The sequence below is a fragment of the Marisediminitalea alba genome (assembly GCF_002993365.1).
Lineage (GTDB): Bacteria > Pseudomonadota > Gammaproteobacteria > Enterobacterales > Alteromonadaceae > Alteromonas > Alteromonas alba.
On record NZ_PVNP01000089.1, the window covers coordinates 35,136 to 57,085 of the forward strand.

The 21,950-nt window shown below is 48.9% G+C and carries 20 protein-coding genes; 8 read left to right on the plus strand and 12 right to left on the minus strand.

Translation table 11 applies throughout. The annotated features are described in order from the left end of the window. Nucleotides 1–24 precede the first annotated feature (24 nt). Nucleotides 25–927, minus strand: coding sequence for a LysR family transcriptional regulator (locus tag C6Y40_RS09810; RefSeq protein ID WP_105934440.1), 903 nt, complete (start codon nt 925–927; stop codon nt 25–27). Nucleotides 928–1,085: 158 nt separating this feature from the next. Here C6Y40_RS09810 and C6Y40_RS09815 point away from each other — a divergent pair, with 158 nt between their 5' ends. The 4 genes from C6Y40_RS09815 to C6Y40_RS24730 all read left to right on the plus strand — a co-directional run bounded on the left by C6Y40_RS09815 (nt 1,086) and on the right by C6Y40_RS24730 (nt 3,630). Beyond that, the gene (locus C6Y40_RS09815; protein ID WP_105934441.1) at nt 1,086–2,279 is read left to right on the plus strand and encodes an MFS transporter; all 1,194 of its coding nucleotides are present in this window, start codon (nt 1,086–1,088) and stop codon (nt 2,277–2,279) included. Between the two features lie 16 nt (nt 2,280–2,295). Next, nucleotides 2,296–2,757: a cyclophilin-like fold protein gene (locus tag C6Y40_RS09820; protein ID WP_205664759.1), complete on the plus strand. Its 462-nt coding sequence runs from the start codon at nt 2,296–2,298 to the stop codon at nt 2,755–2,757. 373 nt (nt 2,758–3,130) lie between these two features. Further along, a complete protein-coding gene (cspE, locus tag C6Y40_RS09825; RefSeq protein ID WP_105934443.1) occupies nt 3,131–3,343 on the plus strand; it encodes a transcription antiterminator/RNA stability regulator CspE in 213 nt (70 codons plus the stop codon). A gap of 119 nt (nt 3,344–3,462) precedes the next feature. Next, nucleotides 3,463–3,630 carry a hypothetical protein gene (locus C6Y40_RS24730; RefSeq protein WP_170308452.1) on the plus strand — a complete coding sequence of 56 codons (168 nt, stop codon included), beginning with the start codon at nt 3,463–3,465 and terminating at the stop codon, nt 3,628–3,630. Here C6Y40_RS24730 and C6Y40_RS09830 read toward each other — a convergent pair. From C6Y40_RS09830 to C6Y40_RS09855, 6 genes are all read right to left on the minus strand, one after another. After that, complete coding sequence (locus tag C6Y40_RS09830) at nt 3,627–4,685, minus strand: carbohydrate porin (protein WP_105934444.1); 1,059 nt, start codon at nt 4,683–4,685, stop codon at nt 3,627–3,629. The genes C6Y40_RS24730 and C6Y40_RS09830 overlap by 4 nt on opposite strands. Before the next feature lie 121 nt (nt 4,686–4,806). Next, nucleotides 4,807–5,682 (minus strand): NAD(+) kinase, encoded by an 876-nt coding sequence (nadK, locus tag C6Y40_RS09835; RefSeq protein ID WP_105934445.1) that lies wholly within the window; start codon nt 5,680–5,682, stop codon nt 4,807–4,809. 102 nt (nt 5,683–5,784) lie between these two features. Beyond that, nucleotides 5,785–6,552, minus strand: coding sequence for a 3-hydroxybutyrate dehydrogenase (locus C6Y40_RS09840; protein ID WP_105934446.1), 768 nt, complete (start codon nt 6,550–6,552; stop codon nt 5,785–5,787). Nucleotides 6,553–6,564: 12 nt separating this feature from the next. Further along, nucleotides 6,565–7,563 (minus strand): extracellular catalytic domain type 2 short-chain-length polyhydroxyalkanoate depolymerase, encoded by a 999-nt coding sequence (locus tag C6Y40_RS09845; RefSeq protein WP_105934447.1) that lies wholly within the window; start codon nt 7,561–7,563, stop codon nt 6,565–6,567. A gap of 15 nt (nt 7,564–7,578) precedes the next feature. Next, nucleotides 7,579–8,766 (minus strand): E22 family MetX-like putative esterase, encoded by a 1,188-nt coding sequence (locus tag C6Y40_RS09850; protein ID WP_105934448.1) that lies wholly within the window; start codon nt 8,764–8,766, stop codon nt 7,579–7,581. Nucleotides 8,767–8,775: 9 nt separating this feature from the next. Next, nucleotides 8,776–10,071 carry a GntP family permease gene (locus C6Y40_RS09855; RefSeq protein ID WP_105934449.1) on the minus strand — a complete coding sequence of 432 codons (1,296 nt, stop codon included), beginning with the start codon at nt 10,069–10,071 and terminating at the stop codon, nt 8,776–8,778. A gap of 188 nt (nt 10,072–10,259) precedes the next feature. Here C6Y40_RS09855 and C6Y40_RS09860 point away from each other — a divergent pair, with 188 nt between their 5' ends. Both C6Y40_RS09860 and C6Y40_RS09865 read left to right on the plus strand, forming a co-directional pair. Further along, nucleotides 10,260–12,572, plus strand: a complete 2,313-nt coding sequence (locus tag C6Y40_RS09860; protein WP_105934450.1) for a TonB-dependent receptor — start codon at nt 10,260–10,262, stop codon at nt 12,570–12,572. Nucleotides 12,573–12,694: 122 nt separating this feature from the next. After that, nucleotides 12,695–13,339, plus strand: coding sequence for a response regulator transcription factor (locus C6Y40_RS09865; RefSeq protein ID WP_105934525.1), 645 nt, complete (start codon nt 12,695–12,697; stop codon nt 13,337–13,339). A 53-nt stretch (nt 13,340–13,392) separates the two neighbouring features. Here the strand turns inward: C6Y40_RS09865 and C6Y40_RS09870 are convergent, their stop codons facing one another. Both C6Y40_RS09870 and C6Y40_RS09875 read right to left on the minus strand, forming a co-directional pair. Then, entirely contained in the window at nt 13,393–14,232 is an 840-nt protein-coding gene (locus tag C6Y40_RS09870) for a class III extradiol dioxygenase family protein (protein ID WP_105934451.1), read from the minus strand. Further along, nucleotides 14,225–14,626, minus strand: a complete 402-nt coding sequence (locus C6Y40_RS09875; RefSeq protein ID WP_105934452.1) for a protocatechuate 3,4-dioxygenase — start codon at nt 14,624–14,626, stop codon at nt 14,225–14,227. The genes C6Y40_RS09870 and C6Y40_RS09875 overlap by 8 nt, the downstream gene beginning before the upstream one ends. A 103-nt stretch (nt 14,627–14,729) precedes the next feature. Here C6Y40_RS09875 and C6Y40_RS09880 point away from each other — a divergent pair, with 103 nt between their 5' ends. Then, complete coding sequence (locus tag C6Y40_RS09880) at nt 14,730–15,596, plus strand: helix-turn-helix domain-containing protein (protein WP_105934453.1); 867 nt, start codon at nt 14,730–14,732, stop codon at nt 15,594–15,596. On the opposite strand, the gene C6Y40_RS09885 is transcribed toward C6Y40_RS09880, so the two are convergent. Further along, on the minus strand, nt 15,593–16,531 hold the full coding sequence (locus C6Y40_RS09885) for a PDR/VanB family oxidoreductase (protein ID WP_105934454.1): 939 nt from the start codon (nt 16,529–16,531) through the stop codon (nt 15,593–15,595). The genes C6Y40_RS09880 and C6Y40_RS09885 overlap by 4 nt on opposite strands. A 1-nt stretch (nt 16,532) precedes the next feature. Beyond that, nucleotides 16,533–17,591, minus strand: a complete 1,059-nt coding sequence (locus tag C6Y40_RS09890; RefSeq protein WP_105934455.1) for an aromatic ring-hydroxylating dioxygenase subunit alpha — start codon at nt 17,589–17,591, stop codon at nt 16,533–16,535. Between the two features lie 257 nt (nt 17,592–17,848). Between C6Y40_RS09890 and C6Y40_RS09895 the strand changes: the two genes are divergently transcribed. After that, a complete protein-coding gene (locus tag C6Y40_RS09895; RefSeq protein WP_105934456.1) occupies nt 17,849–18,550 on the plus strand; it encodes a GntR family transcriptional regulator in 702 nt (233 codons plus the stop codon). A gap of 6 nt (nt 18,551–18,556) precedes the next feature. Here C6Y40_RS09895 and C6Y40_RS09900 read toward each other — a convergent pair whose 3' ends face one another. Further along, a complete protein-coding gene (locus C6Y40_RS09900; protein WP_105934457.1) occupies nt 18,557–21,934 on the minus strand; it encodes a PAS domain-containing hybrid sensor histidine kinase/response regulator in 3,378 nt (1,125 codons plus the stop codon). Nucleotides 21,935–21,950: the final 16 nt, after the last annotated feature.

Below are 21,950 nucleotides of genomic sequence, written 5' to 3' on the forward strand. Positions count from 1 at the left end.
TTACGAAACCGGGTGAAAACGTGTTTAATCTGTCTCATGCTGGTATCGAAAGGCGTCGACAAAGGCTTTGAATGCAGGTGAATTTTGACGCCTGTTCGGGTAATAAAGATGAAAGCCGGGAAAATAATTACTCCAATCGGTGAGTACTTTTATAAGTTTTCCTTGTGCGACATAAGGTTCTGCCAATGGCTCTGGCACATACGCCAGACCAATGCCGTCAACAGCGGCATTCAGTACATGCATGGTACTGTTAAATACCAGCTGACCTTGCCCCCTGACGGTGAATTCTTTACCGTTTTCCTCAAATTCCCAGGCGTAAATATTACCATTGGGCTTGTGGCGGATGTCGATGCAATCGTATGAGGTAAGTTCATAAGGCGTCTGAGGCATCCCGTTTGCTTGCAGATAAGCCGGTGAGCCAACAACCACTAAGCGAATTTCAGGGCCTACAGGGATGGCTATCATATCCTGGCTGATTGCCTCACCCAGTCTGATGCCTGCATCAAATCGTTCTGTCACCACATTGGAAAAACCGTAGTCAACATAAAACTCAACGGTAATGTCTGGATAGGATCTGAGAAACTTATTCAGTTTCGGTCTTATACATAATTCTATTTGATCATCGGTACATGAAATTCTGAGAGTGCCGGCAGGTGTATCCCGCAATTCACCCAACGCATCGACTTCCTGATTAATGCGCTGAAATAAGGGCTGAAGTGACGTTATCAGGCGTTCTCCGGCCTCCGTGGGAGACACATTTCGGGTGGTTCGCGCCAGTAACCTCAGGCCTAAACGCTCCTCAAGTCCACGCATTTTATGACTAAGCGCCGAGGCGGATAAACCCAGCTTCGCTGCCGCCTTTACGAAGCTTCCAGCCTCGGCGATGGCAAGGAAGACCTGTAAATCATCAAGCTTATTTATCGTCACTAATGAATTATCCTCAGCAGTTCATTGAGATTAAGACTATTAATTAAATTATGTGTCTGTGTCAACATAACTGCCTCTAAACCCATTCCTGCACGGTCAATGCTGCCAGCAAAGCGTTTATACCGTGGAGGGTGATTAATCATCAAAGAAAGCCGTTTATGAATACGCAACAAAACACACTGACAACAGAGACGCCCGAAGCCTACTGGAGCGGCGTTTTTGCTATGACCATCTGTGTCTTTACCTTGATCGCCTCTGAATTTATGCCGGTTAGTCTGCTTACGCCAATCGCTGACACACTGCAGATCACCAACGGTATGGCCGGCCAGGGCATTGCCATTTCCGGCGCATTTGCGGTAGTGACCAGCCTGTTTATTTCATCACTGACTGCCAATGTGAACCGAAAAGCATTGTTGCTTTTACTTACCGTTATCATGGGCATTTCCGGGGCCATTATCGGATTAGCCGCTAATTACACCATGTATATGATTGGCAGGGCGTTGATCGGGGTTGTTATTGGTGGGTTCTGGTCAATGTCGGCAGCCATAGCCATGCGGCTTGTACCACAAGATAAGGTGTCAAAAGCACTGGCCGTTTTTAACAGTGGTAACGCACTTGCTGTGGTAATTGCTGCGCCACTGGGCGCTTACCTTGGCGAGCTGATAGGCTGGCGTGGTGCGTTTCTAAGCCTTATCCCTATTGCTGTGATCACCTTTATCTGGCAGTCACTGAGCCTGCCATCCATGCCGCCGGTAGCCAAGGAACAGGAGGCAGCGGGTATATTTGCCGTGTTTACGCAATTAAAGCGAAAAGTCGTTGTGGTTGGCATGCTGGCCGTCGGCTTGTTTTTTCTGGGGCAGTTCAGCCTCTATACTTATATCCGGCCTTTCCTGGAAACGGTAACCGGTGTAGAGGTAACCACCTTATCACTGCTGCTGATGTTTATCGGCATTATGGGTTTTGTCGGCACCATGGTGATAAACATACCGCTTAAGCATGCTTTTTATCCGACTCTTATCTTAATGCCGGTGATCCTTGCCCTTATTGCGCTTAGCCTCACGCTGTTTGGAAATCTCTTTGCTGCGGTTGTTATGCTGCTTGGCGTGTGGGGGCTCGTTGCCACCGCAGCGCCTGTGGGTTGGTGGGCCTGGGTGCCAAAAACGTTCCCCAATGATGCCGAAGCCGGTGGTGGGTTGATGGTTGCCATTATCCAGCTCTCGATTGCGCTCGGCTCAACGCTTGGCGGGGTGCTATATGATCTGGAAGGCTACATGACCACCTTTGCTGCCAGCGCCCTGATTTTGCTGGTCGCTTCGACACTTGCCGTATGGACAGCCCGGCTGTCTCGTTAACAAAGGAAAAGGCAATATGGCAACTTTCTCCCGAATTATCGCGGGTAATGCGTGCTGGATAACAGGACTCTGCCTGTTTATTAGTTTTACCGCCAATTGCGGTACATCACCAGGGAGAACCCCCATGCTGATTATTAATGTGGGTGAGCATACGCTTACCGCCGATTTTACCGATAATTCCTCGGCCGCTGCGCTAAGGAAAAAGTTACAGCAGGGGGCTATGACTATTGAAATGCGCGATTACGCCAACATGGAAAAGGTAGGAGATTTAGGGTTTAGTTTACCGCGTAACGATGAACAGATAGCGGCTCAACCCGGTGATATTATTCTCTATCTCGGCAATTCCCTGGTTATTTACTACGACAATAACAGTTGGAGTTTAACGCGCTTAGCGCGCGTTAATAACGTTTCGGCAAGTGAACTCAAATCAATTTTGGCAGGCCCCCGGTTGTCAGTCACTCTGTCACTGAGTGAATAACCTGCTGCATTGTGTGGGCTGAACCATACTATAAACCAGGCCATTGCTTAAAATGTGGGGAGTTTTTGTTCAGTGAGCTTTTAAGGGCTGTGGCTTTCATTGCTACAATGGAATGCAGCAGGGGGCGTACCATTACTGGCAAAATAATAAAAAATAAACCGCTTTACTTGCCTGCGGGATTAGCGTACCTTGGCTGGGCTTTAGAAAGTTAAAGCTTTATCCCTTACTGCATTATGCGTCTCTTTTTCTGCTTTTTATTCAATTAAGTCGAACTTGTATTTACATTTGCTTTACTGGTAAATGTTTTCTTCGTATCTATAGCTTCACCGATGGCACGCCATCGCACTTAATATTTAATAAAAAGGTTTCAATTATGTCTGATCCTGTAAACGGCGTAGTAAAGTGGTTCAATGACGATAAAGGTTTTGGTTTTTTAACACCTAATGACGGCGGCAAAGACGTTTTCGTTCATTTCCGTTCTATCGCTTCTGAAGGCTTTAAGTCACTGGCAGAAGGCCAGCAAGTTCAATTTATTATTGAACAGGGCCAGAAAGGCCCACAAGCATCTAATGTGGTTGCATTATAAAGCTTACGATTTTAAGGGCTGGTAATAACCAGCCTTTTACTTCACTAACTCTCTTTTTCTGATCGACCACCCGCCATTCAGATCTGCTTTTTCCAATAATTAAAAAAATAAGACACGCTATGATTCAAACAACTAATGGTTTACGTATTAATGTAAAACCACCTATATCCAATATTTCTGTGAACAAATTCAACGTTGCTTTTGAAGACCGTCACAATAAAAAATATGTGCCGCTGCAAAGCGCCATGGAAGCCAGAAAGTTTGTTGCCTGGTTGCAGACGATTTAGTCAAAACTCCAGCTAAAACGTAAGCCCAAAACGACGGCGTCATCCGCATCACGGGCGGCACCCGGGGAGCCAATCCATTGCAAACTGGGCTGAACAGTCAGGCCTTTATTTAACGTTACAGCATAGGTGAGTTCCAGGGCGGTTTCATCGCTACCATACTCCTCAGACCTTACGTTCGAGGTTCGGGCGTGAGCAATGGCGAGGCCGAACTTCTCGTCGCCAACGCCCCACAATTCACCGCTTACCTGCAGACCAACAGAATAAAACTCATCGAAAAAATTAAACTTGCTGGCGCCAACGCCGGCCCGACCAAACACGGTGATCTGATGATCTGAAGGTAATGGTTTAAAGCGGTGTTCGGTGCGCAAATATAAACCGTTATTTTTGCCCCGGCTGGCGCCGGCATTTTGTAGCACTACGGAGTCATCATTATAGCCCCACCATCCAGCCAGCAATTTACTTTGTGCTGACTCGTAAGCGTATTCCGTTACAACCAGCAGGTTGATCCGATTCTCTTTCTGAGCGGCAGTATGATAATAAAAAAGAGGGTTGCCGGGCTCGCCATCAGCGACAGCAAATTGCACCGAATGCTTACCGCGCTGATAGCCAAACTTGGCGGTTAAACCGGGTTGCGGATAAGTGCTCGGGCCATTGGGACCGCTGATACCGAATACGGAGCCCATGCCAAAAGCACTGTGTACAAACAGGTTGGCACTATCGAGCACGTCAAAGTAGTAATTTATGTCGTATACGCCGATTAACCACGACCAGGATTCAGTTTGGTAGCCTGCGGCTAACATACCAATGTGAAGACCGGCCTCGTTGGCCTCAATGTTACTCACTCCTTGTTCGTCGCCAACGATGTTGGAGATCGACTGGTTGTCAGTTAACCACAATTCACTATGCAAGGAAAAACCGAATTCAGTTTGATAACGGATGCCAAAACTGGCGAAGTACAGCAGGGCTTCTGAACGTTGTCTGCCACCATGTGTGTTAGCAAAAGAATCAACAGTCACTTCGGTGTATATATCAGGTAGGCTATCCGACAAATCCATACAGTTTGAGTAGTTTAATTACATTAAAAGTCAGCGGTACAAAAATACATCACATATCGTCAGGTTAGCGTAAATGCAGCCACACTGTACAGATACACTTTGGACTAATATACGAAAAGTGCTAAAACAGTTTGCTGCCCCAACCGAGCTTTTTCCGCAGTACATTAAAATAGCTGTAACCGGCAGGGTGCACCAACGACAGCCTGTCGTTGCTTTTTCTGACCCGAATTTCGTCACCGGGCAGGGCCGGGAGGACAATATGGCTGTCGCAACTAACCTGTACGCTGTCTACATTGGCTTTGGAAACCCGCATGGAAATGGTGCTGTTAGCGTCAACCACAATGGGCCGGCTACTTAAGGTATGCGGAAACATGGGCACCAGCGTTAGTGCATCAAGGTGTGGCATTAAAATGGGGCCGCCACCAGATAAGGAATAGGCTGTGGAACCTGTGGGAGTTGCTACAATCAGCCCGTCTGAACGTTGACTAAACACAAACTGATCGTCAATAAACACTTCAAACTCGGTCATGTGGGCAACTTTGCCGTGGTGCAGCACCACTTCGTTAACCGCCGAGTTGTTACTTTTTAGCTGCTCGTGGCGATACACTTCTACTTCCAGCAGAAAGCGTTGCTCAACCATGGTTTCACCGTTATAGATAAGATCCATTTGCTGAACCACTTCATCCGGATGGATATCGGTAAGAAAACCCAGGTTACCGCGGTTAACGCCTACTACGTGAATATTAAAGCGGGAGAGTACGCGAGCAGCACCAAGCATATTGCCATCGCCGCCAACCACTACTGCAAGGTCGGCCTGCTTACCAATAGAGACAAGGTCGCAAACGGTGAAGTCATCGCCATCCATTTCCTGGGCGACGCTTTCTTCAACAAGAATGGTGCATTGTTTGGCGCGAAGATAATCCGCTAATGCATTGAGGCTTACATGGGCACCTTCGTGGGCCGCTTTACCGATTAATCCAACGGTGTTGTATGGCATGTTGTTCGTCTTCCCCACTTCCTGAGGCGACATTACCATAACCTTATGCGCAAAATAAAGCAGGAGGCGATATTAAGCATCTCCTGCTCATATGGCCGGGGTTTATCTGGCGGTCCAGCCACCGTCTAAAATCATGGTTTGGCCGGTAATGTTGCGGGCAGCACTGCTCATTAAAAAGGCCGCTGTTTCGCCCAGTTCTTCCAGACTGATGAATTGCTTTTTCGGCATTGGCTCAAGCATAATTTTATTCACCACTTCTTCTTCGCTGATGCCGTTTTCCTTAGCCTGTGAAGCGATCTGTTTTTCTACCAGAGGCGTTTTCACATAAGCCGGACACACCGTATTAATAGTGATGTTGGCGTCACCGGTCTCTAGCGCAATGGTTTTCGAAAAGCCCAGTAACCCGTGTTTTGCCGCGACATAAGCCGACTTGAACGGGGAGGCAACGACTGAATGAATAGAGCCAATATTAATAATCCGGCCGAAGTCTCTTTCGCGCATACCAGGCATAAACGCCTGAGTAAGTAACGCCGGGCCAACCAGCATAATATTGATCAGCATTTGCCACTTTTCTGGTGGGAAGTCTTCAATTTTAGACACGTGCTGAATACCGGCATTATTAACCAGAATATCGACTGGCGTATCTTTGAGTTTGGCGGGCAGGGCGCCTACCTGTTCTGCGTTGGTGACGTCAACTTCAACAGGGAGTGCCTTAATGTTTTTGTCGGCCAGTTTCTGACAAGCTTCAGCGGCGGCGTCGGCGTTGATGTCGGCTACCAGAATGGTGTGTCCCTGAGCGCCTAGAAATTCGGCAATACCATAACCAATACCACTGGCACCACCGGTAATAAAAATATTGTAAGATGACATAGAAAATAATCCTTAGCGTGTGGCTAGAAAATCAATAAAAGCATTTACCGCTTTAATTTGCGGCCCTTCACTGGTTGCGTAGGCGTCTGACGTATACCCCCACCAATCCCAACATCCCTGCGGATTCATTGGCATGATTAACGATTTTCGGGTTTGCGGGTAAATCACTACTAACTGGTTGTCATCGGCCCAACGGTTAAGACCGGTCTGTTCTATATAAGCCATATCAACGGCTTGGGCATACTGATTACAACCATGGAAACTCACATGTACGCGGCAGGCTTCGCCATTACTGCATGATGCCGGGATATAAGCGTAACCTTTGTCGGCCAGCGTGCTGGCATCATCGCCGGCAATTTCCTGTTGATCAAAGGAAATTACTTCACCTTCTAATACGTCATCAGGGGTATTTAGTTCACCTAACAGCGCAGTGAGCAATTCGCCAGCGGCATCATACTCACATTTACCGATATAAGGCGAAGCGGAGTCCAGACAGCTGCCACCGGCATCGACGGTGGGAAACACGTGAGAAAAGGGTTTGTCGTTAACATAGGTCAGCTGTTCAGCCGGTACCCACTGTTGGTACTGTTGATACAAGGCGTCGCTTACGGCTGAGTTGACCCGCGTATCGGCAGTACCGTGCAGCAACCATACTTTGTCGTCTTTTAAATTAGCCAGCGGTGGAATTTTACCGGACTCTTCCCAGCTTTTGGCCTGCGCACTCAGTGCCTTAACATCCAGCGGTGAATTCACTTTATCAACACACTGACCAAGGGCTACGGCAATATCGTTTTGTGCACAGTAATAGGGGCCTGATGCCAGCATTGCCGCACCGGTCACTTTATCGCTGTTGGCCAGATGAAACTGGGTGGCCATAAAGCCGCCAGAGGATAACCCTGACACGGTAATCGCGTCGGTATCAAGCTGTAAGCTGCTTTCCTGCTGAGCGATACTGCCTTGCGCGAAAGCGACAAGGCCGAAGCCCAAAGCCGTTTTTAAGGTTGTCTTCATTAATTAATGTCCCTGTTAATACTTTAAAAATGCTTCAATCGCATCGGCTTTTTGTTTGATGCTCACTACGCCATCGAAATGACCAAGACTGCCGCTGAGCTCTTCATAGCGACTGTCTTTACCCCGCTTTTGTAAAGCTTCGTGGGCTTTTTGCGCCATGTAAGGCATTAATAATAAATCATTTGAAGCCGGCAAGAATAAGGTTTTTGCTTTCACAGACTGCATGGTTTGCGCCAGTGAGTCGCCGTTGCCGGCAAGAAACAGCTGACAGGCGCGCACCAGATACAGTAAATGATTGGCATCCATTTTTTCCGCTCTTGAGCGGGCACGATTAGTTAACCAGGTAACAATACTGTGCGATTTGCGAATACTGCTCAATGGCCCGGTTTCCAGCGGGTGATAATTGAGCTTCTCACCTTGCTGATTAAAATACAGTGGGTGCAGCGCTTGTTGGGTAATTAACATCAGTGCAGCAGCAAGGCCATCTACAGGTGGTTCGCTGTCGTAATAGTTGCCGTCCTGCCAGTTCTTATCGAGTCGAATAGGAATGGCCCATTGCTCTAAAGCCGCTGTGGTCCAGGCGTCGCTGTCACCGGTGCCAATTACTGATATCATGCGTTGCACCCAGTCGGGGTAACTGGCTGCCCATTCAAGCGCCTGCATGGATCCCATGGATGGCCCGATAACCGCGTGCAGTTTGCTTATCCCCAAACTTTCTAGCACCGCTTTTTGCACATTAACAAAATCTTTAATGGTGACTACCGGAAAATCGAGGCCGTAAGGCTTCCCGGTGTCGGGGTTAATACTGGCCGGGCCGGTGGTGATCACATTAGGATCGTTGGCGTTGAGATTGGCGAGGCTATCCACGCTGATGACAAAATACTGGTCAGTATCGATGGCTTTGCCCGGGCCGATAATCGCATCCCAATAGCCCGGCGCTGCGTCATCGGGATGATATTTACCGGCAGCGTGGGAGTTGGCGGAGAAATAATGGGTGATCAGAATCACATTATCTTTGGCCTGATTAAGTTTGCCGTAGCTTTCCCAGCCTACTTGCAGCGACTTAATTGTTCGCCCGCCAACAGTTGTGTATGAAGGCATGCTAAAGCGTTCTTTGCTGGTGAGTAACACTTCTTCAGCTGCTGCAGTTACTGCTGGCAGGGCCAACAGTAGTGCGCAGCATAATAAGAATATCCGTGCCATGGTATCTCCTTAAAACAAACTAAACAGCGCGATAGCCATTGCTAAACCGATGAGCGGCACCACAACGGTTAACGCTGCCACAGAACCATAGGCGGCTTTGTGCGTTTCATGACAAATTGCCCGAATAGTGGTCACAACGTAACCATTATGCGGCAAAGAGTCCAGTGCGCCGGAGGAGATGGCGACAATACGGTGTAATTCTTCGGGTTCAACGCCGCGGTCGATATAGTGCTGACCGATTAATGGCAATACAATGGCCTGGCCACCCGAGGCAGAACCGGTTAAACCGGCAATGACACTCACCGCGACGGCGGCGCCGATAAGTTCGTTACCGGGCAGGTTGGCCATGACCTCTACCGTTGCCTGGAAAGCTTCAGTGTTTTTGGCGATAGATCCAAAGCCTACTACTGCTGCGGTATTACCAATAGCGACCAGTGCGCCGGTGGTACCGGTGTTAACGGCTTTAGAGAGGTCGTGGAAATACTGAAAGTTAATCAGCATCAGGGTTAAAACACCTCCGGAAAGTGCCACGATAAGAGCCAGCTGTGCCAGTGATTCGTGCAACCAGAAACTCAGTACCAGAACAACCAGTAAGGGAATAACCCCGGTTAACGGATGAGGGAGATCGCGCACGGGTACTTTGGGGTCAGAAGCCCGCTCCTCAAACTTTTCACCCTTGGCAATGGCTTTACCTATCATGCGCTTAAGCCACCAGTAGCCAAAGCATGCCATGAAGATGGCTACCACCAGACTGACTTCCCAACCAGCAAAAGGCGAAGTGCCCAGGTATTTAATCGGGATCCAGTTTTGAATTTCTGGTGAACCGGCCGAGGTCATGGTGAATGTCACCGATCCAAATGCCATGGTCGCCGGAATAAAGCGGCGCGGCAAATTGGCGTCTTTAAACAGGCTTAGTGCCATGGGGTAAACTGAAAAAGCGACCACAAACAAACTCACGCCGCCGTATGTTAAGATGGCACAGGCCAGTACCACCGCCACAACCGCGTGTTTGAAGCCCAGTTTTCCTACTATCCAGCGGGCTACAGAATCTGCCGCACCGGTATCTTCCATGAATTTGCCAAATATCGCCCCCAGTAAGAACATAAAAAACCAGGCAGAAATAAACCCTGCGAAACCACTCATATAAGTGGTGACGAAATTTGCATCGCCGGTAAACAGGGGAAGGCCACTTGTTAGTGCCACAATTAACGCACACACTGGCGCAGCAATGAATAAATTCATGCCGCGTATAGTGAGTACGATAAGCAGTCCCAGTCCACCAACCAGTCCGAGTAAACTCAACATAATGTTACTTTCCTTTGATTGAAATCTGTGACCGCAGACTCTTCATCAGTGCTGCAAAGTGTGGCTCGCATTAACAAATCTGCCCATAGTACGATGGTACTAGTTACGAAATTGTTAAAAATCTCTACAGTTAACTCGACCGCGTTCTTCAGAAAGATTTTTTGATTTACTAAAACAAGGGACACCCTATGAAACACACATTCGGTAATAAAATAAATTTTAGCCGTACACTCTGCGCTACGGCGGTAACGCTGGCCTGCTTAGGATCACAAGCCGCTTTTGCACAGGATGCTGAAGACGGAATCGAAAAAGGTAAACTGGAGAAAATCGAAGTTACGGCGCGTAAAACGGTTGAGAGCCTGCAGGAAGTTCCGGTTGCTATCACCTCGCTGGGCGCTGTTGAACTTGGTAATAAAGGGATCAGTGTTTTAACAGAAGTGCAACAATTCTCGCCTAACACCACGCTGCAAACCAGCCGTGGTACCAACTCCACATTGACCGCCTTTATCCGTGGTCTGGGCCAGCAGGATCCGCTGTGGGGTTATGAGCCAGGCGTTGGTATTTATATTGACGACGTTTATGTTGCCCGTCCTCAGGGTGCGGTGCTTGACTTACTTGACGTACAGCGTATTGAAGTTTTGCGTGGGCCACAGGGCACTCTGTATGGTAAAAACACCATCGGTGGTGCGGTAAAATATGTTACCAAAGATATGGTGGGTGACCCCACCTTCAATATCGAAGGGACAGTTGGTAACTATGGACGTAAAGACGTAAAAGTGACCGGTCAGTATCCACTTGTGGAAGATAAGGTTTATCTGGGGTTTGGTTACGCCAACCTGAACCGTGATGGTTACGGTGAATTCCTGCAAAGTGCGCTGGAAGGTCAGGACCGTGAAAACTACAACAAAGATCTGTGGGCGGCCCGTTTAACCCTGGAAGCGCATATCACCGACGATTTATTTTTCCGTTTGGGCTGGGATAAAACCGAAGATACCTCAAATGCCAAAGGGGGTTACCGCTTATTGCCTAGTATCTTAACTGATGCGCCTGTACCGGATTCAGTTTATGATTCCTACACCAGTCTGCCGACCTGGAATAAAGTAGAGCTTGAGGGCTACAGCTGGTTGATGCGTTATGATGTGTCAGACAATCTGGAACTGAAATACATTGGTTCACATCGTGAAAGTTATTCACCAACCAACATTGATTTCGATAATACCGCGCTGGACATTTTTGATGTGCCGGCCATTTATGAAGATGAAAACGATACCCATGAATTACAAGCCAACTACCTGGGCGATAATTTTACGCTGGTAAGTGGTGTTTACTACTACGATGGTGAGTCATGTGGCCAGTTTGAAGCGATTTTAGGCTTCCTTGGCCGTGCAGCCTTTGGCACGCCGGGTCTTACCCGTGAAGTTTCAGGTTGTAACAACAGTGAAAGTGTTGCGGTATATGGTCAGTTAAACTACGACATCACCGATAAGTTGTCGGTTTCGGTGGGTGCCCGTTACACCGATGAGGAAAAGCAGGCTATTGTATTCAATGGTCTGGTGTTTGAAAACGTTTACCCTGAATCTGGTTGGATCCCCGGTTATGTGCGGCCAGACGGTCAACTAGTGCCTCAGGTGCTGGGTGAAGATTCCGATGGCGATGGCGTATTGGATTCGCCGGGTACTCTGGGAATTGAGAGCTGGTCGCGTTTTACCCCGCGTGTTGGGGTGGAGTATCAGATGTCCAGAGACACCATGTTCTTCGCCAGTTATTCGCAGGGTTTTAAATCAGGTACCTTTAACCCGCGTGCCAGCATCAGCGAACCTGGGGTAAATCCCGAAGTGGTAGATTCCTACGAAATTGGTATGAAAAGCGATGTCACCGACAGCTTTAGGGCTAATGTCACGTTATTCGCTTATGACCATGAAGATCGCCAGTACATTGGTATTGAGCCAGGCGGAGATAGTGCGGCAGACCTGCAGCAGCGTTTACGTAATGCATCAGCGACGGCCGCAAAAGGTGCTGAAGTGGAGCTGACGTACGTTGCGACAGATAACCTGACGTTATCGGCCGCTTACGGTTATATCGATTTTGAGATCAAAGAAAACAATGCGGTTCCACCACTGATTGGGTTGGCCAGCACGCCGGAGAACACACTTAACCTGGCCGCTAATTATGCGCTGGATACCAGTGTCGGTTATTTCAACTTTAACGCTAACTATTACTACCGTGATGACTACCTGCTGTTTGAAACCAGCGACCTGATCGCTCAGGATGCTTACGGTATGGTGAATGTCAGCGTGAACTGGGAAAGCATTGAAGGTGACTGGTACGGCGGTATTCATGCGAAAAACCTCACCGATGAAGAATATCTGGTGGGCGGCTATGATTTCGTTGAACGTAACGAAGACGGTAGCTATGGTCCTGGTACAGGGGGCGATACAACGCTTATCGGCTACTACGGTGACCCGATGACTATCCAGTTAACGGTTGGGTATCGCTTCTAATCTGGCAGAGCCCGATTAACAAAAATATGGAACCGGCCAGCTTTTGCTGGCCGTTTTGTTCTTAACATTATGATTCTGCGGTATACTTTATGAATAACGCTATGTTGAGTCAGGTAGAAGTTTTGGATACGCGTATTTTAATTGCTGATGACCATCCCTTATTTCGCGCTGCCATGCGTCAGGCGATGGTGGATATCGTGGGTGACAACATCACCGAAGTGGCATCATTTTCTGAAGCTTACAGCGCAATAGAGGCCGATGACTCACTGGAGTTGGTGTTTCTCGACTTAAATATGCCAGGCAACGAAGGCCTTACCGGTTTAACTACACTGCGCACTCAGTTTCCGGGCGTGCTGGTGGTTATAGTGTCGGCAGAAGAAGACCCGGTATTAATTCGCAAGGCTATTGATTTAGGCGCCAGTGGCTATATTCCGAAGTCCACCCCGCTGGCTGAAATTGCCGAAGCGGTTAACCATGTGCTCGATGGCGAGCAATGGCTACCGGAGAACATCAACGAAGCCATTGAAGCGCTGGAGAATCAGCAGGATAAAGCGTTTGCAGATAAACTGGCGCAATTAACGCCCCATCAGTTTAAGGTACTGCGGATGATGGCCGATGGGTTGTTAAACAAACAAATTGCCTATGAGCTGGAAATTTCTGAATCCACGGTTAAGCAGCATGCGTCGGCTGTGTTGCGTAAGCTTGAGGTGATCAACCGCACTCAGGCAGGGGTGTTGTTTAAACAAATGATGAACATGGAAGAATGAAGCCGGGTGTCACCGGCCGCCAACAGTTGCACGGCCAGTGACGGGGCACCCGATTACTGATTATCCAGCACTAGTACGCCGGCACCAGTATTGGAAATAGGCGCATGGTAATGTTTGTGCAACACCGCAGCGTCGTCTTTCAGCGCACCGCGCATCACCAGCCACATAATGGTTTCGATTCCTTCACTGCCAGCACGGCGAATTATTTCGGCATTACTGAACTGAGTCATCCACTCAGGCTCAGTGGCAATCTTATCCATGCATTCCAAATCGAATTCAACGTCGATAATCCCGGCACGCTCGCCCTGTAACTGATGGGACATGCCGCCAGTACCCAGAATAACTACCCGGGTATCTTCCGGATAAGACTCAAGGGCTTTGCCCAGCGCCCGGCCCAACTTTAAACATCGTGCTGCCGAGGGCACCGGATGCTGTACCGTATTCACTGCCAGCGGAATGGCTTTTACCGGCCAGTCTACGTGATCGCCGAACAACGCCCGGATAGGATTAACAAAACCGTGATCGACTTTCATTTCCTGGCAGGTACAAATGTCAAATTCCTGTTCAACCAGTGATTGCGCGATATGCCAGGACAGTTTCGCATCGCCGGTAAACGGTGCCGTTGGTTTTAATCCCCAACCTTCGTCGGCGTTCTCGTAGATGTCGGCACAACCTAAGGCAAAGGTTGGCATCTTATCTAAAAAGAAATTGAGGCCATGGTCGTTATAAACCACGATAACCAAATCAGGCTTAACTTCTTTTAACCAGTCTTTGGCTGGTTCATAGCCGTCGAAAAAACGTTTCCAGTAAGGCTCCTGAGTGAGCCCCTGTGAAATTGCATTGCCCACCGCGGGAATGTGTGAGCTGGTGATCCCGCCAATAATTTTAGCCATTCCAGTAGTCTCCTCGTTTCGCCAGTATGTCACTCAGCCCGTTGCCTTTATCGAGCAGACGTTGCTGGAATTCTTCGGTACTAATGCCCTGAAAGGCGGCGCCGGCGTCCTGCACCGACACGCCTCGGGGAATACACATTTTGGCCAGGAAATAGATATTGGCACCCAGGCGCAACAGGCCCAGAAAATCCTGCGTCAGTACGGCTTCTTTGTATTCGCCGGTGACGCCCATTTTGTCGCAATAGGCCGCCGGGTCGGCGTCAAATTCTGCCCGACAGGCTTCATCGTTAAAGGTATACAGCAATTTGTTGATTGCATAAGCGGGATGCGCCCGCTGACCATCGAACACGTAAGTGCCGGGAATGTCATCGTAGTCCTGTTTTTGCCAGTTCATATGAGCCCCTGATTAAGTTGATAATTGTATTTTATGTAGATATTCTGGCTTTATAAGGGTTAAATTAGTTATTTTATGGTTAATTTTGTAGATTGTAATAAAAATGTTGGGTAATCTGGAGTTTGTTGATCTTTACGGGGAAAAAGGCAGCTTCTGGCATCAGACCTTTTTATATTGTGAGCCGCTTACGCAGCGTAGCGAGCAACACGAATGGAAAATTCATCCCCATCGTCACCAGCACATCACGCAAATCTTTGTGCTCACTGAGGGCGGTGTGGATGTACAGTTTGATGACGAACATCACCGGATTACGGCGCCGGCATTGTTGTATATTCCGGATGGCGTAATGCATGGTTTTGACTGGCAGTCGCATTCTCAGGGCACGGTATTATCAGTAGCTTCGCCCATGCTGCGTCAGGTAGAGCAAAATATCGGAGAATCAGTCGAAGCGCTGGCTGGTGCCTTTGTGCTGGCCGTTAAAGATATCTATCTTTGTCCGTTACAGGCCATTTGCGGCGCAATACAGCAGGAAGCCAATGCCTCCTCGATGCATCAGGGGAGCATGCTTCAGGCCTTATTGCAGCAATTGCTCATTTTAATGCACCGTATGCAACCTGCCCGCACTGAAGAAGGGAGTCTGAGTAAACCGGAACGCAAACTAAGACAGTTTCAACACCTTATCCGCCTGCATTTCACTACTCAGCACAAAGTGGCCTGGTATGCCGCAAAAATTGGTGTAAGCCAGGCCCATCTCAACCAAATATGCCAACAGTATTTTCAGTCTAATGCGCTGGCGATGATCCATAATGTACTCATCAGCGAGGCAAAACGTTATCTGATTTTCAGCGATACGGCGGTAGCCGGCATTGCAGAGCGACTGGGATTTAACGAACCGGGTTATTTCAATAAGTTCTTTAAGCGGCATACGGAGCTAAGCCCCGCAGCCTATCGTCGCCAGAGTCAGGGTTAGAGATCCAGAATGAGGCGCGGCGTTTTAGCCCGGGAGCAGCACACGGCAACCCGGTCCATTTGTGCCTTTTCCTTATCGTTCAGAAACACGTCTTTGTGATCGGCCTCGCCACCGAGTAGCGGGGTGATACAGGTGCCACAAACCCCTTCTTCACAAGAGACAGGCACAAAGAAGCCGTTGTCTTCGAGTGCTTCCAACATGGACTCATCCTTAGCAACACTAACTATCTGCCCGGTGCTGGCAATTTCCAGTTCAAAGCTGCCGTCATTGGAATGATCAATGGGCTCTGCGGTAAAGAATTCACGATGTAATCGTGCAGAGTCGATACCTTGCCGGGCCGACAGACTAAGAAAGTCGTTAATAAAACCATTCGGGCCGCAAACAAAAATATCGCTGTCGGCCGGGGCTGCTTTGAGCAGCGCATCAATATTCAGGCGGACCCCCTGAGTCGCTTTATCGTGAACATGAACGTTTGCCAGCAAAGTGTATTGGTCACTGAGCAAATTATCAGACCCGTTGGCGACAGCATAGTACAGGCTAAATGGTCTGTTGCCAGCCAGGCACGCTTCAATCATGGGGATAAACGGCGTGATCCCGATACCCGCAGCCAGAAACAGGCAGGGGTTTTCTCCTTCCGTCAGTGGAAAGTGATTACGCGGTTCACTGATGGTCAGTTCCGCACCGCATTGCAGTGACTCATGAATATAGCGGGAGCCGCCTTTACCCTGTTCTTCCAATTGCACGGCAATCTGATAATGCTGGGCATCGAGTGCACCACACAGAGAATACTGGCGAATCATATCTCCTGGCAAAAATACATCGATATGGGCGCCGGGTGCCCAATCTGGCAGCGGCTCACCGGTGCTTGAGGTCAGCGTGAGCTTGCAGACTCGAGGAGTAAGACTCTCTTTGCCCGAAACAATAACCTGTAACATATTATGACTCTCCGTTGCTTGCAGCAGATTTTTCTTTTTTCATGGTCCGCTCAATCAACCGTCGAGCCTGCACGCCTCCTGCATCAATATCGAGTTTGAGGATCTGACGGTCAGGAAAACGGTCAAGGTTTTGTTGCTGACGCTCAAGGATTTCAAGGTCTTCAGCAAATATTTTACCCTGGCCTTCCCGGATGGTAGCGGTTAATGCGTCATCATTCGCTTTGAAATTTCTTGCCATACCCCAGAAATACCACATTGTGCCGTCGGTCTCTGGTGTAATAAAGTCAACCACGACACTGTTAGCCTTCTGATCGGCGGGTGCGTCGTACCCGCCCTTACCGGCCAGAGCCACACCTACTTCAATCATAACGTGACTGGGTAAATCGAACCGACAGATCTGCCAGCGATCGACGGGTTGGTCGGTGGGTAGTCCGTTGGCACTGAGGCCATTTTGCCAGAATGGAGGCGGCAGGATATTTTCCATAAACCGGCTGGTGACCACCTGGCCATTTTCCATAGTGGTTTTTACCGGGGTTTCATCGATTTCTTTCTGGCCAATAGAGCTGGCATGCACATAGGTTTCGTGGGTCAGATCCATTAGGTTATCAATCATCAGGCGGTAATCGCATTTTATGTAGTAAATACCCCCACCATAAGCCCAATTTGGATCCAATGCCCAGTTGAGTTCAGGGATTAAACCTTCATCCGCCGCGTCTTTATCGCCCGGCCACACCCAGATAAAACCATAGCGCTCAACCACCGGTACCGGCTTAATACAAGGAAAGTTTTCAACCCGTTGGCTGGGCATACTGCGGGTTTTACCGTCAGCGCCCATCTGCAGGCCATGATAACCGCAAACCAGGTTGTCTCCTTCTACATAGCCCAGTGATAACGGGGCACCACGATGAGGGCAAAAATCTTCAACTGCCTGAATTTGTTGTTTGCTGTCGCGGAAAAAAGCAATCTGAATATTGCATACAGTACGGCCAAGTGGTTGGGTTGCGTTAATCTCGTCACTGGTGGCTGCGACGTACCAAGCATTGCGAATAAAATGACTCATAAGTAGCATTCCTTTTTCAAATAATCTTGTATATTGGATCCAATGTTAGCAATGTTAATAGAATGTTTCTAGCTTTTTGTAAATTTTGGATCCAAAAATGGACATTGTCAGACTAATGGGCCTTAATTTTTGCCCGTTTAATAATAATTGGATCCAATTAAGAATTTACTTAAGTGCTTGTTTACAACCTCGTTACTGCGCAAAATAGAAGGGGGGCCTGGTTAGACAAGATGAATAGCCGTTCAGGAAAATTGAAAATGAAGAAAGATAAACACGCCGTACTCAGCATATTACGGAATAAAATCCTCTCTGGCGCGCTGAATCAGGGCGATAGACTGGCTGAAATACCCACCGCAGATATGTTGGGGGTATCTCGAACACCGGTTCGCATTGCTTTTCGTGCCCTTGAACAGGAGGGGTTATTAACGAAGTTGCCCCGGCGTGGTTATCAGGTTAGGAAAGTGACTAACGAGGAAATTGCCGGTTCTGTAGAAGTGCGTGGCGTGCTGGAAGGCTTAGCGGTGCGACAGATCGTTGAGAAGGGGGGGGGCAGTGCAATTATTGCCGAGCTCAGATTGTGTCTGCATGAGGGTGACACCTTGTTTGCCGAGCGCACGTTTGATGAAGAAAAGATCCAGACCTATGTAGAGATAAACCGACGGTTCCACGAGTGCCTGGTAAAAGGCAGTCAGAACAATGCGATTGTGATGGCTTTGCAGATTAATGAGCACCTTCCTATGGCATCGGTAAATGCGCTGGTGTTTAACCCTGAGCAACCTGAGCGCGAATATGAACGGCTCTATTATGCTCATCAGCAACATCACGCCATCGTGCAGGCCATTGCTGCGGGGCAGGGAGCACGTGCTGAGGCTCTGATGAAAGAGCACGCACAGGCCGCCCTGAACAGTTATGAACAAATAGCTGCCAGTGGTCTGTCAAAAACTATCCGTACTGAATAATCAGCGTTAGCCACTGGTCAGTTTATGTTGTTTCAGCATACGTTTGAGTGCCGCGGGTTTTAACGGTTTGGGTAAATACAGCAATCCTGCCTCACGTGCTTCATCACGCACGCCATCATGGCGGTTAGCGGTATTAAGAATACCGGGTACCGAACGTTGCCAGTGTTTACGCAACTGACAGGCCACGTTGATGCCTGTCTCGCCGTGATCCAGATGATAATCAACCAACATCAGGTCGGGGATTGTTTCACAAGACAGGGCCTCGGCTACCGTTTTCGCAACCATCACCTTAGCGCCCCAGTCTGACAGCAATGCTTCCATCGCGGAGCTTATTTGCTCGTCATTTTCGATAATCAGAATGCACTGCTTATCGAGTAAATTTATCTGCTCCGACCGCTTATCAGGTGCGGTGTCCGGTTGGCGCTGTAAGGTTTCACGAGACCGCTCCACACGAATACTGAATGCGGTGCCTTTGTTTGGTTGTGAGGCAACACTCACCGGGTGAACCAGTAGCTGACTGATCCGCTCCACAATGGTCAGGCCCAGTCCGAGCCCCTGGTTATGCTGTTGATCAAGCTGATGAAATTCGTTAAAAATATCCTGTAACTGGTTTTCCGGAATGCCGGGGCCGGTATCCATTACCGCAATCTCGATAAAATTCCCCGCACGATGGCGAACCCCAATTAACACCCTGCCGCTTTGCGTGTAGCGCACCGCATTAGATAACAAATTCTGAATAATCCGGCGTAACAGCTTGGGATCAGAATAAACGTTGACACTGGTGGGAACATAGCTGAGTTGCAGCGACTTTTGTTCGCCAATGATGCTGAATTCGTTAACCAGACCGGCAAGCACATCATCAAGGGCAAAGTGGGTTTTCTGTACGGTCAGGCGGCCAGACTCCAGACGTGTCATATCCAGCAGGGACGTTAGCAAGGATTCTGCACTGTTAAGCGAATGTAGCAGGCCTTCACTCATCGTGTGTAACTCAGTACCAGAGGTTTTTTGCACCAGCATTGAGGCAAACAGCGTGGCGGCGTTAAACGGCTGCATCAGGTCATGCCCGGCGGCAGCCAAAAATTTTGTTTTACTTAAATTGGCCTGGTCGGCTTCCTGCTTGGCAACTTCAAGCTGTTTGGTGCGATGGGCCACGCGGGCTTCCAGTTCGGTTTTGGCCTGTTCCAGTTGATCCTGAATTTTAATATAGGCAGTAATATCACTGTAAGTGGTGACATAGCCGCCGCCCGGTAAAGGGCTGCCGTTAAGTTCAATTACCCGGCCATCGGCCTGTTTACGCACATATTTATATTCGCTGCCCGCGGCCATGTATTGCACCCGCTTATCAATTTCTTCCTGCATATTGCTCACTTCGCCTAGCAGGCCGCGCCGGGCATTATATTGCAGCAGATCTTTAATCGGCATGCCCACCTGAATTACGCCAGTCGGGTAGTTGAACATATCCAGGTAACTGTCATTCCAGGCCAGCATGTTAAGGCTCTGGTCGAGCACCACTATGCCTTGTTGGATATGCTGGACCGAAGACATAAGCACTTCATGATTAAACTGAAAGCTTTGCGAGGCTTCTTCTACCCAGTGCACCAGATTAGAAAATCCGCGGCCCTGTGAATCGGCTATGGCAGAAAGTAGTAAGCGGGCACTGGGGTGGCCTATTTGCCCGGCCATCAGCTTTTCCACCCGTACTAACAGGCCCTGACTGGCATAGCCCTGACGACTGCTGCCGGTATCGTTGCCACTGAGTTGCCTGGCCAGCGTAGCGTGTGCACCGGGCTCAAGGACCCGCTCGGTTAGCGACAATAAATCACTTACCGGGATGGCCAGCTCCGGCTCTTCTGCAGGACTATCAGGCTGAGAGTGTTCTTTTTCATTGTTGGCTTTTGCCACAGGTAGTAGCGCTGCAACTAAAACATAAACCACGCAGTTAATAACCAGACTCAGCACATAGCTGGTGGCCAGCTCATGATCGCTGGGAATAGGATTAAAGTAGTAGCTGGACAGCAGGCTGGGGTAGAGCATCCATACCACCCAGCCAATAAAACCGGCCAGCATGCCACTGATAGCGGCGGTTTTACTGCGCTTTTGCCAGTACAGGCTAAACATCATGGCAGGCAGCATCTGCGATAGCAGCGCCATGGCAATGATGCCGCTTTTCACCAAAGGCGCGCTCTGGCTGATATTAACGTGGTACCAAAAGGCGACTGATAATACTACCAGTACTGTGAGCCGACGAATATTAAGTAACTGGCTGGCCTCCATGCTGTGGCGGGCCTGTTTTTTCAGTTTGAACTTAAACCACAGCGGCGTGATCAGGTTGTTGGCAATCATTATCCCCAGTGCCAGTGTTGCCACAATGATCATGCTGGTGGTCGCCGACAATCCGCCCAAAAAGGCGATAACCGATACGGTAAGGTTTTGCTCATGCAGTGGGATCGCCAGCACCAGCGAGTCTGACTGAGCGGTAGTCGGATCGAGCAGTACACTGCCTGCCAGCGCGATGGGCAGCAGGAAAATCGTCATGCCTAAAAGATACAGAGGAAACAGCCAGCGAGCAGTTTTTAACTCTCCGGTGCCATTATTCTCAACGAAGTTCATATGAAACTGACGGGGCAATATAAACATGGCACAAATGCCCAGCAGAATATGACTAACATAAACGCCCCAGCTTTTATCGGCATACAGGATATCGCGCCCGGGCTGGTGTTGAGCAGCCTGAGCTATAAGATCGAATAATCCTTCGAACAAGCCGTAGCACACATAAATGCCCACCACAGACAAACCAATAAGTTTAATCATCGACTCAGCGGCGATAGTGACTAACAGGCCAGGATGCTTCTCGGTGAGGCTGAGTGTTTGGGTACCAAATAAAATAGCAAACAGCGCCATTAATGCTGCCACGTATAAACCTACCGTGCCTGCCCCGCTGTCTGCATCGGCGGTCAGTAAATTAATGCTTTCAGTAATGGCGTCGAGTTGCAGAGCGATGTAAGGCACTACGCCAACAAAACAAAGCAGGGTAATGAGTGCCGCCAGGCTATGCGAGCGGTCGTAACGCAGACTGATAAAGTCCGCCAGCGAGCTGACGCTGTTTTGCTGACAAATACGGGTAATTTTAATTAACACCGGAAAGGCAAACAGCATCACCAGTGCGATGCCAACATAAGTTGGAAACACCGGCCAGCCATAATGAGTGGTTTGGGTGGTGGTGCCAAAAAACGCCCAGGACGTACAGTGAACCCCGAGTCCTAAACTATACAGGACGGGATGCTGCTTATTCTTATCAATTTTTTTGTCACCCCAAAATGCCAGCGCGAACAAACCTGCCAGATAAAGCAGGACGATAGCGCTCACACTCCAAATGTTTAGCATGATGAATAGCCCTTAT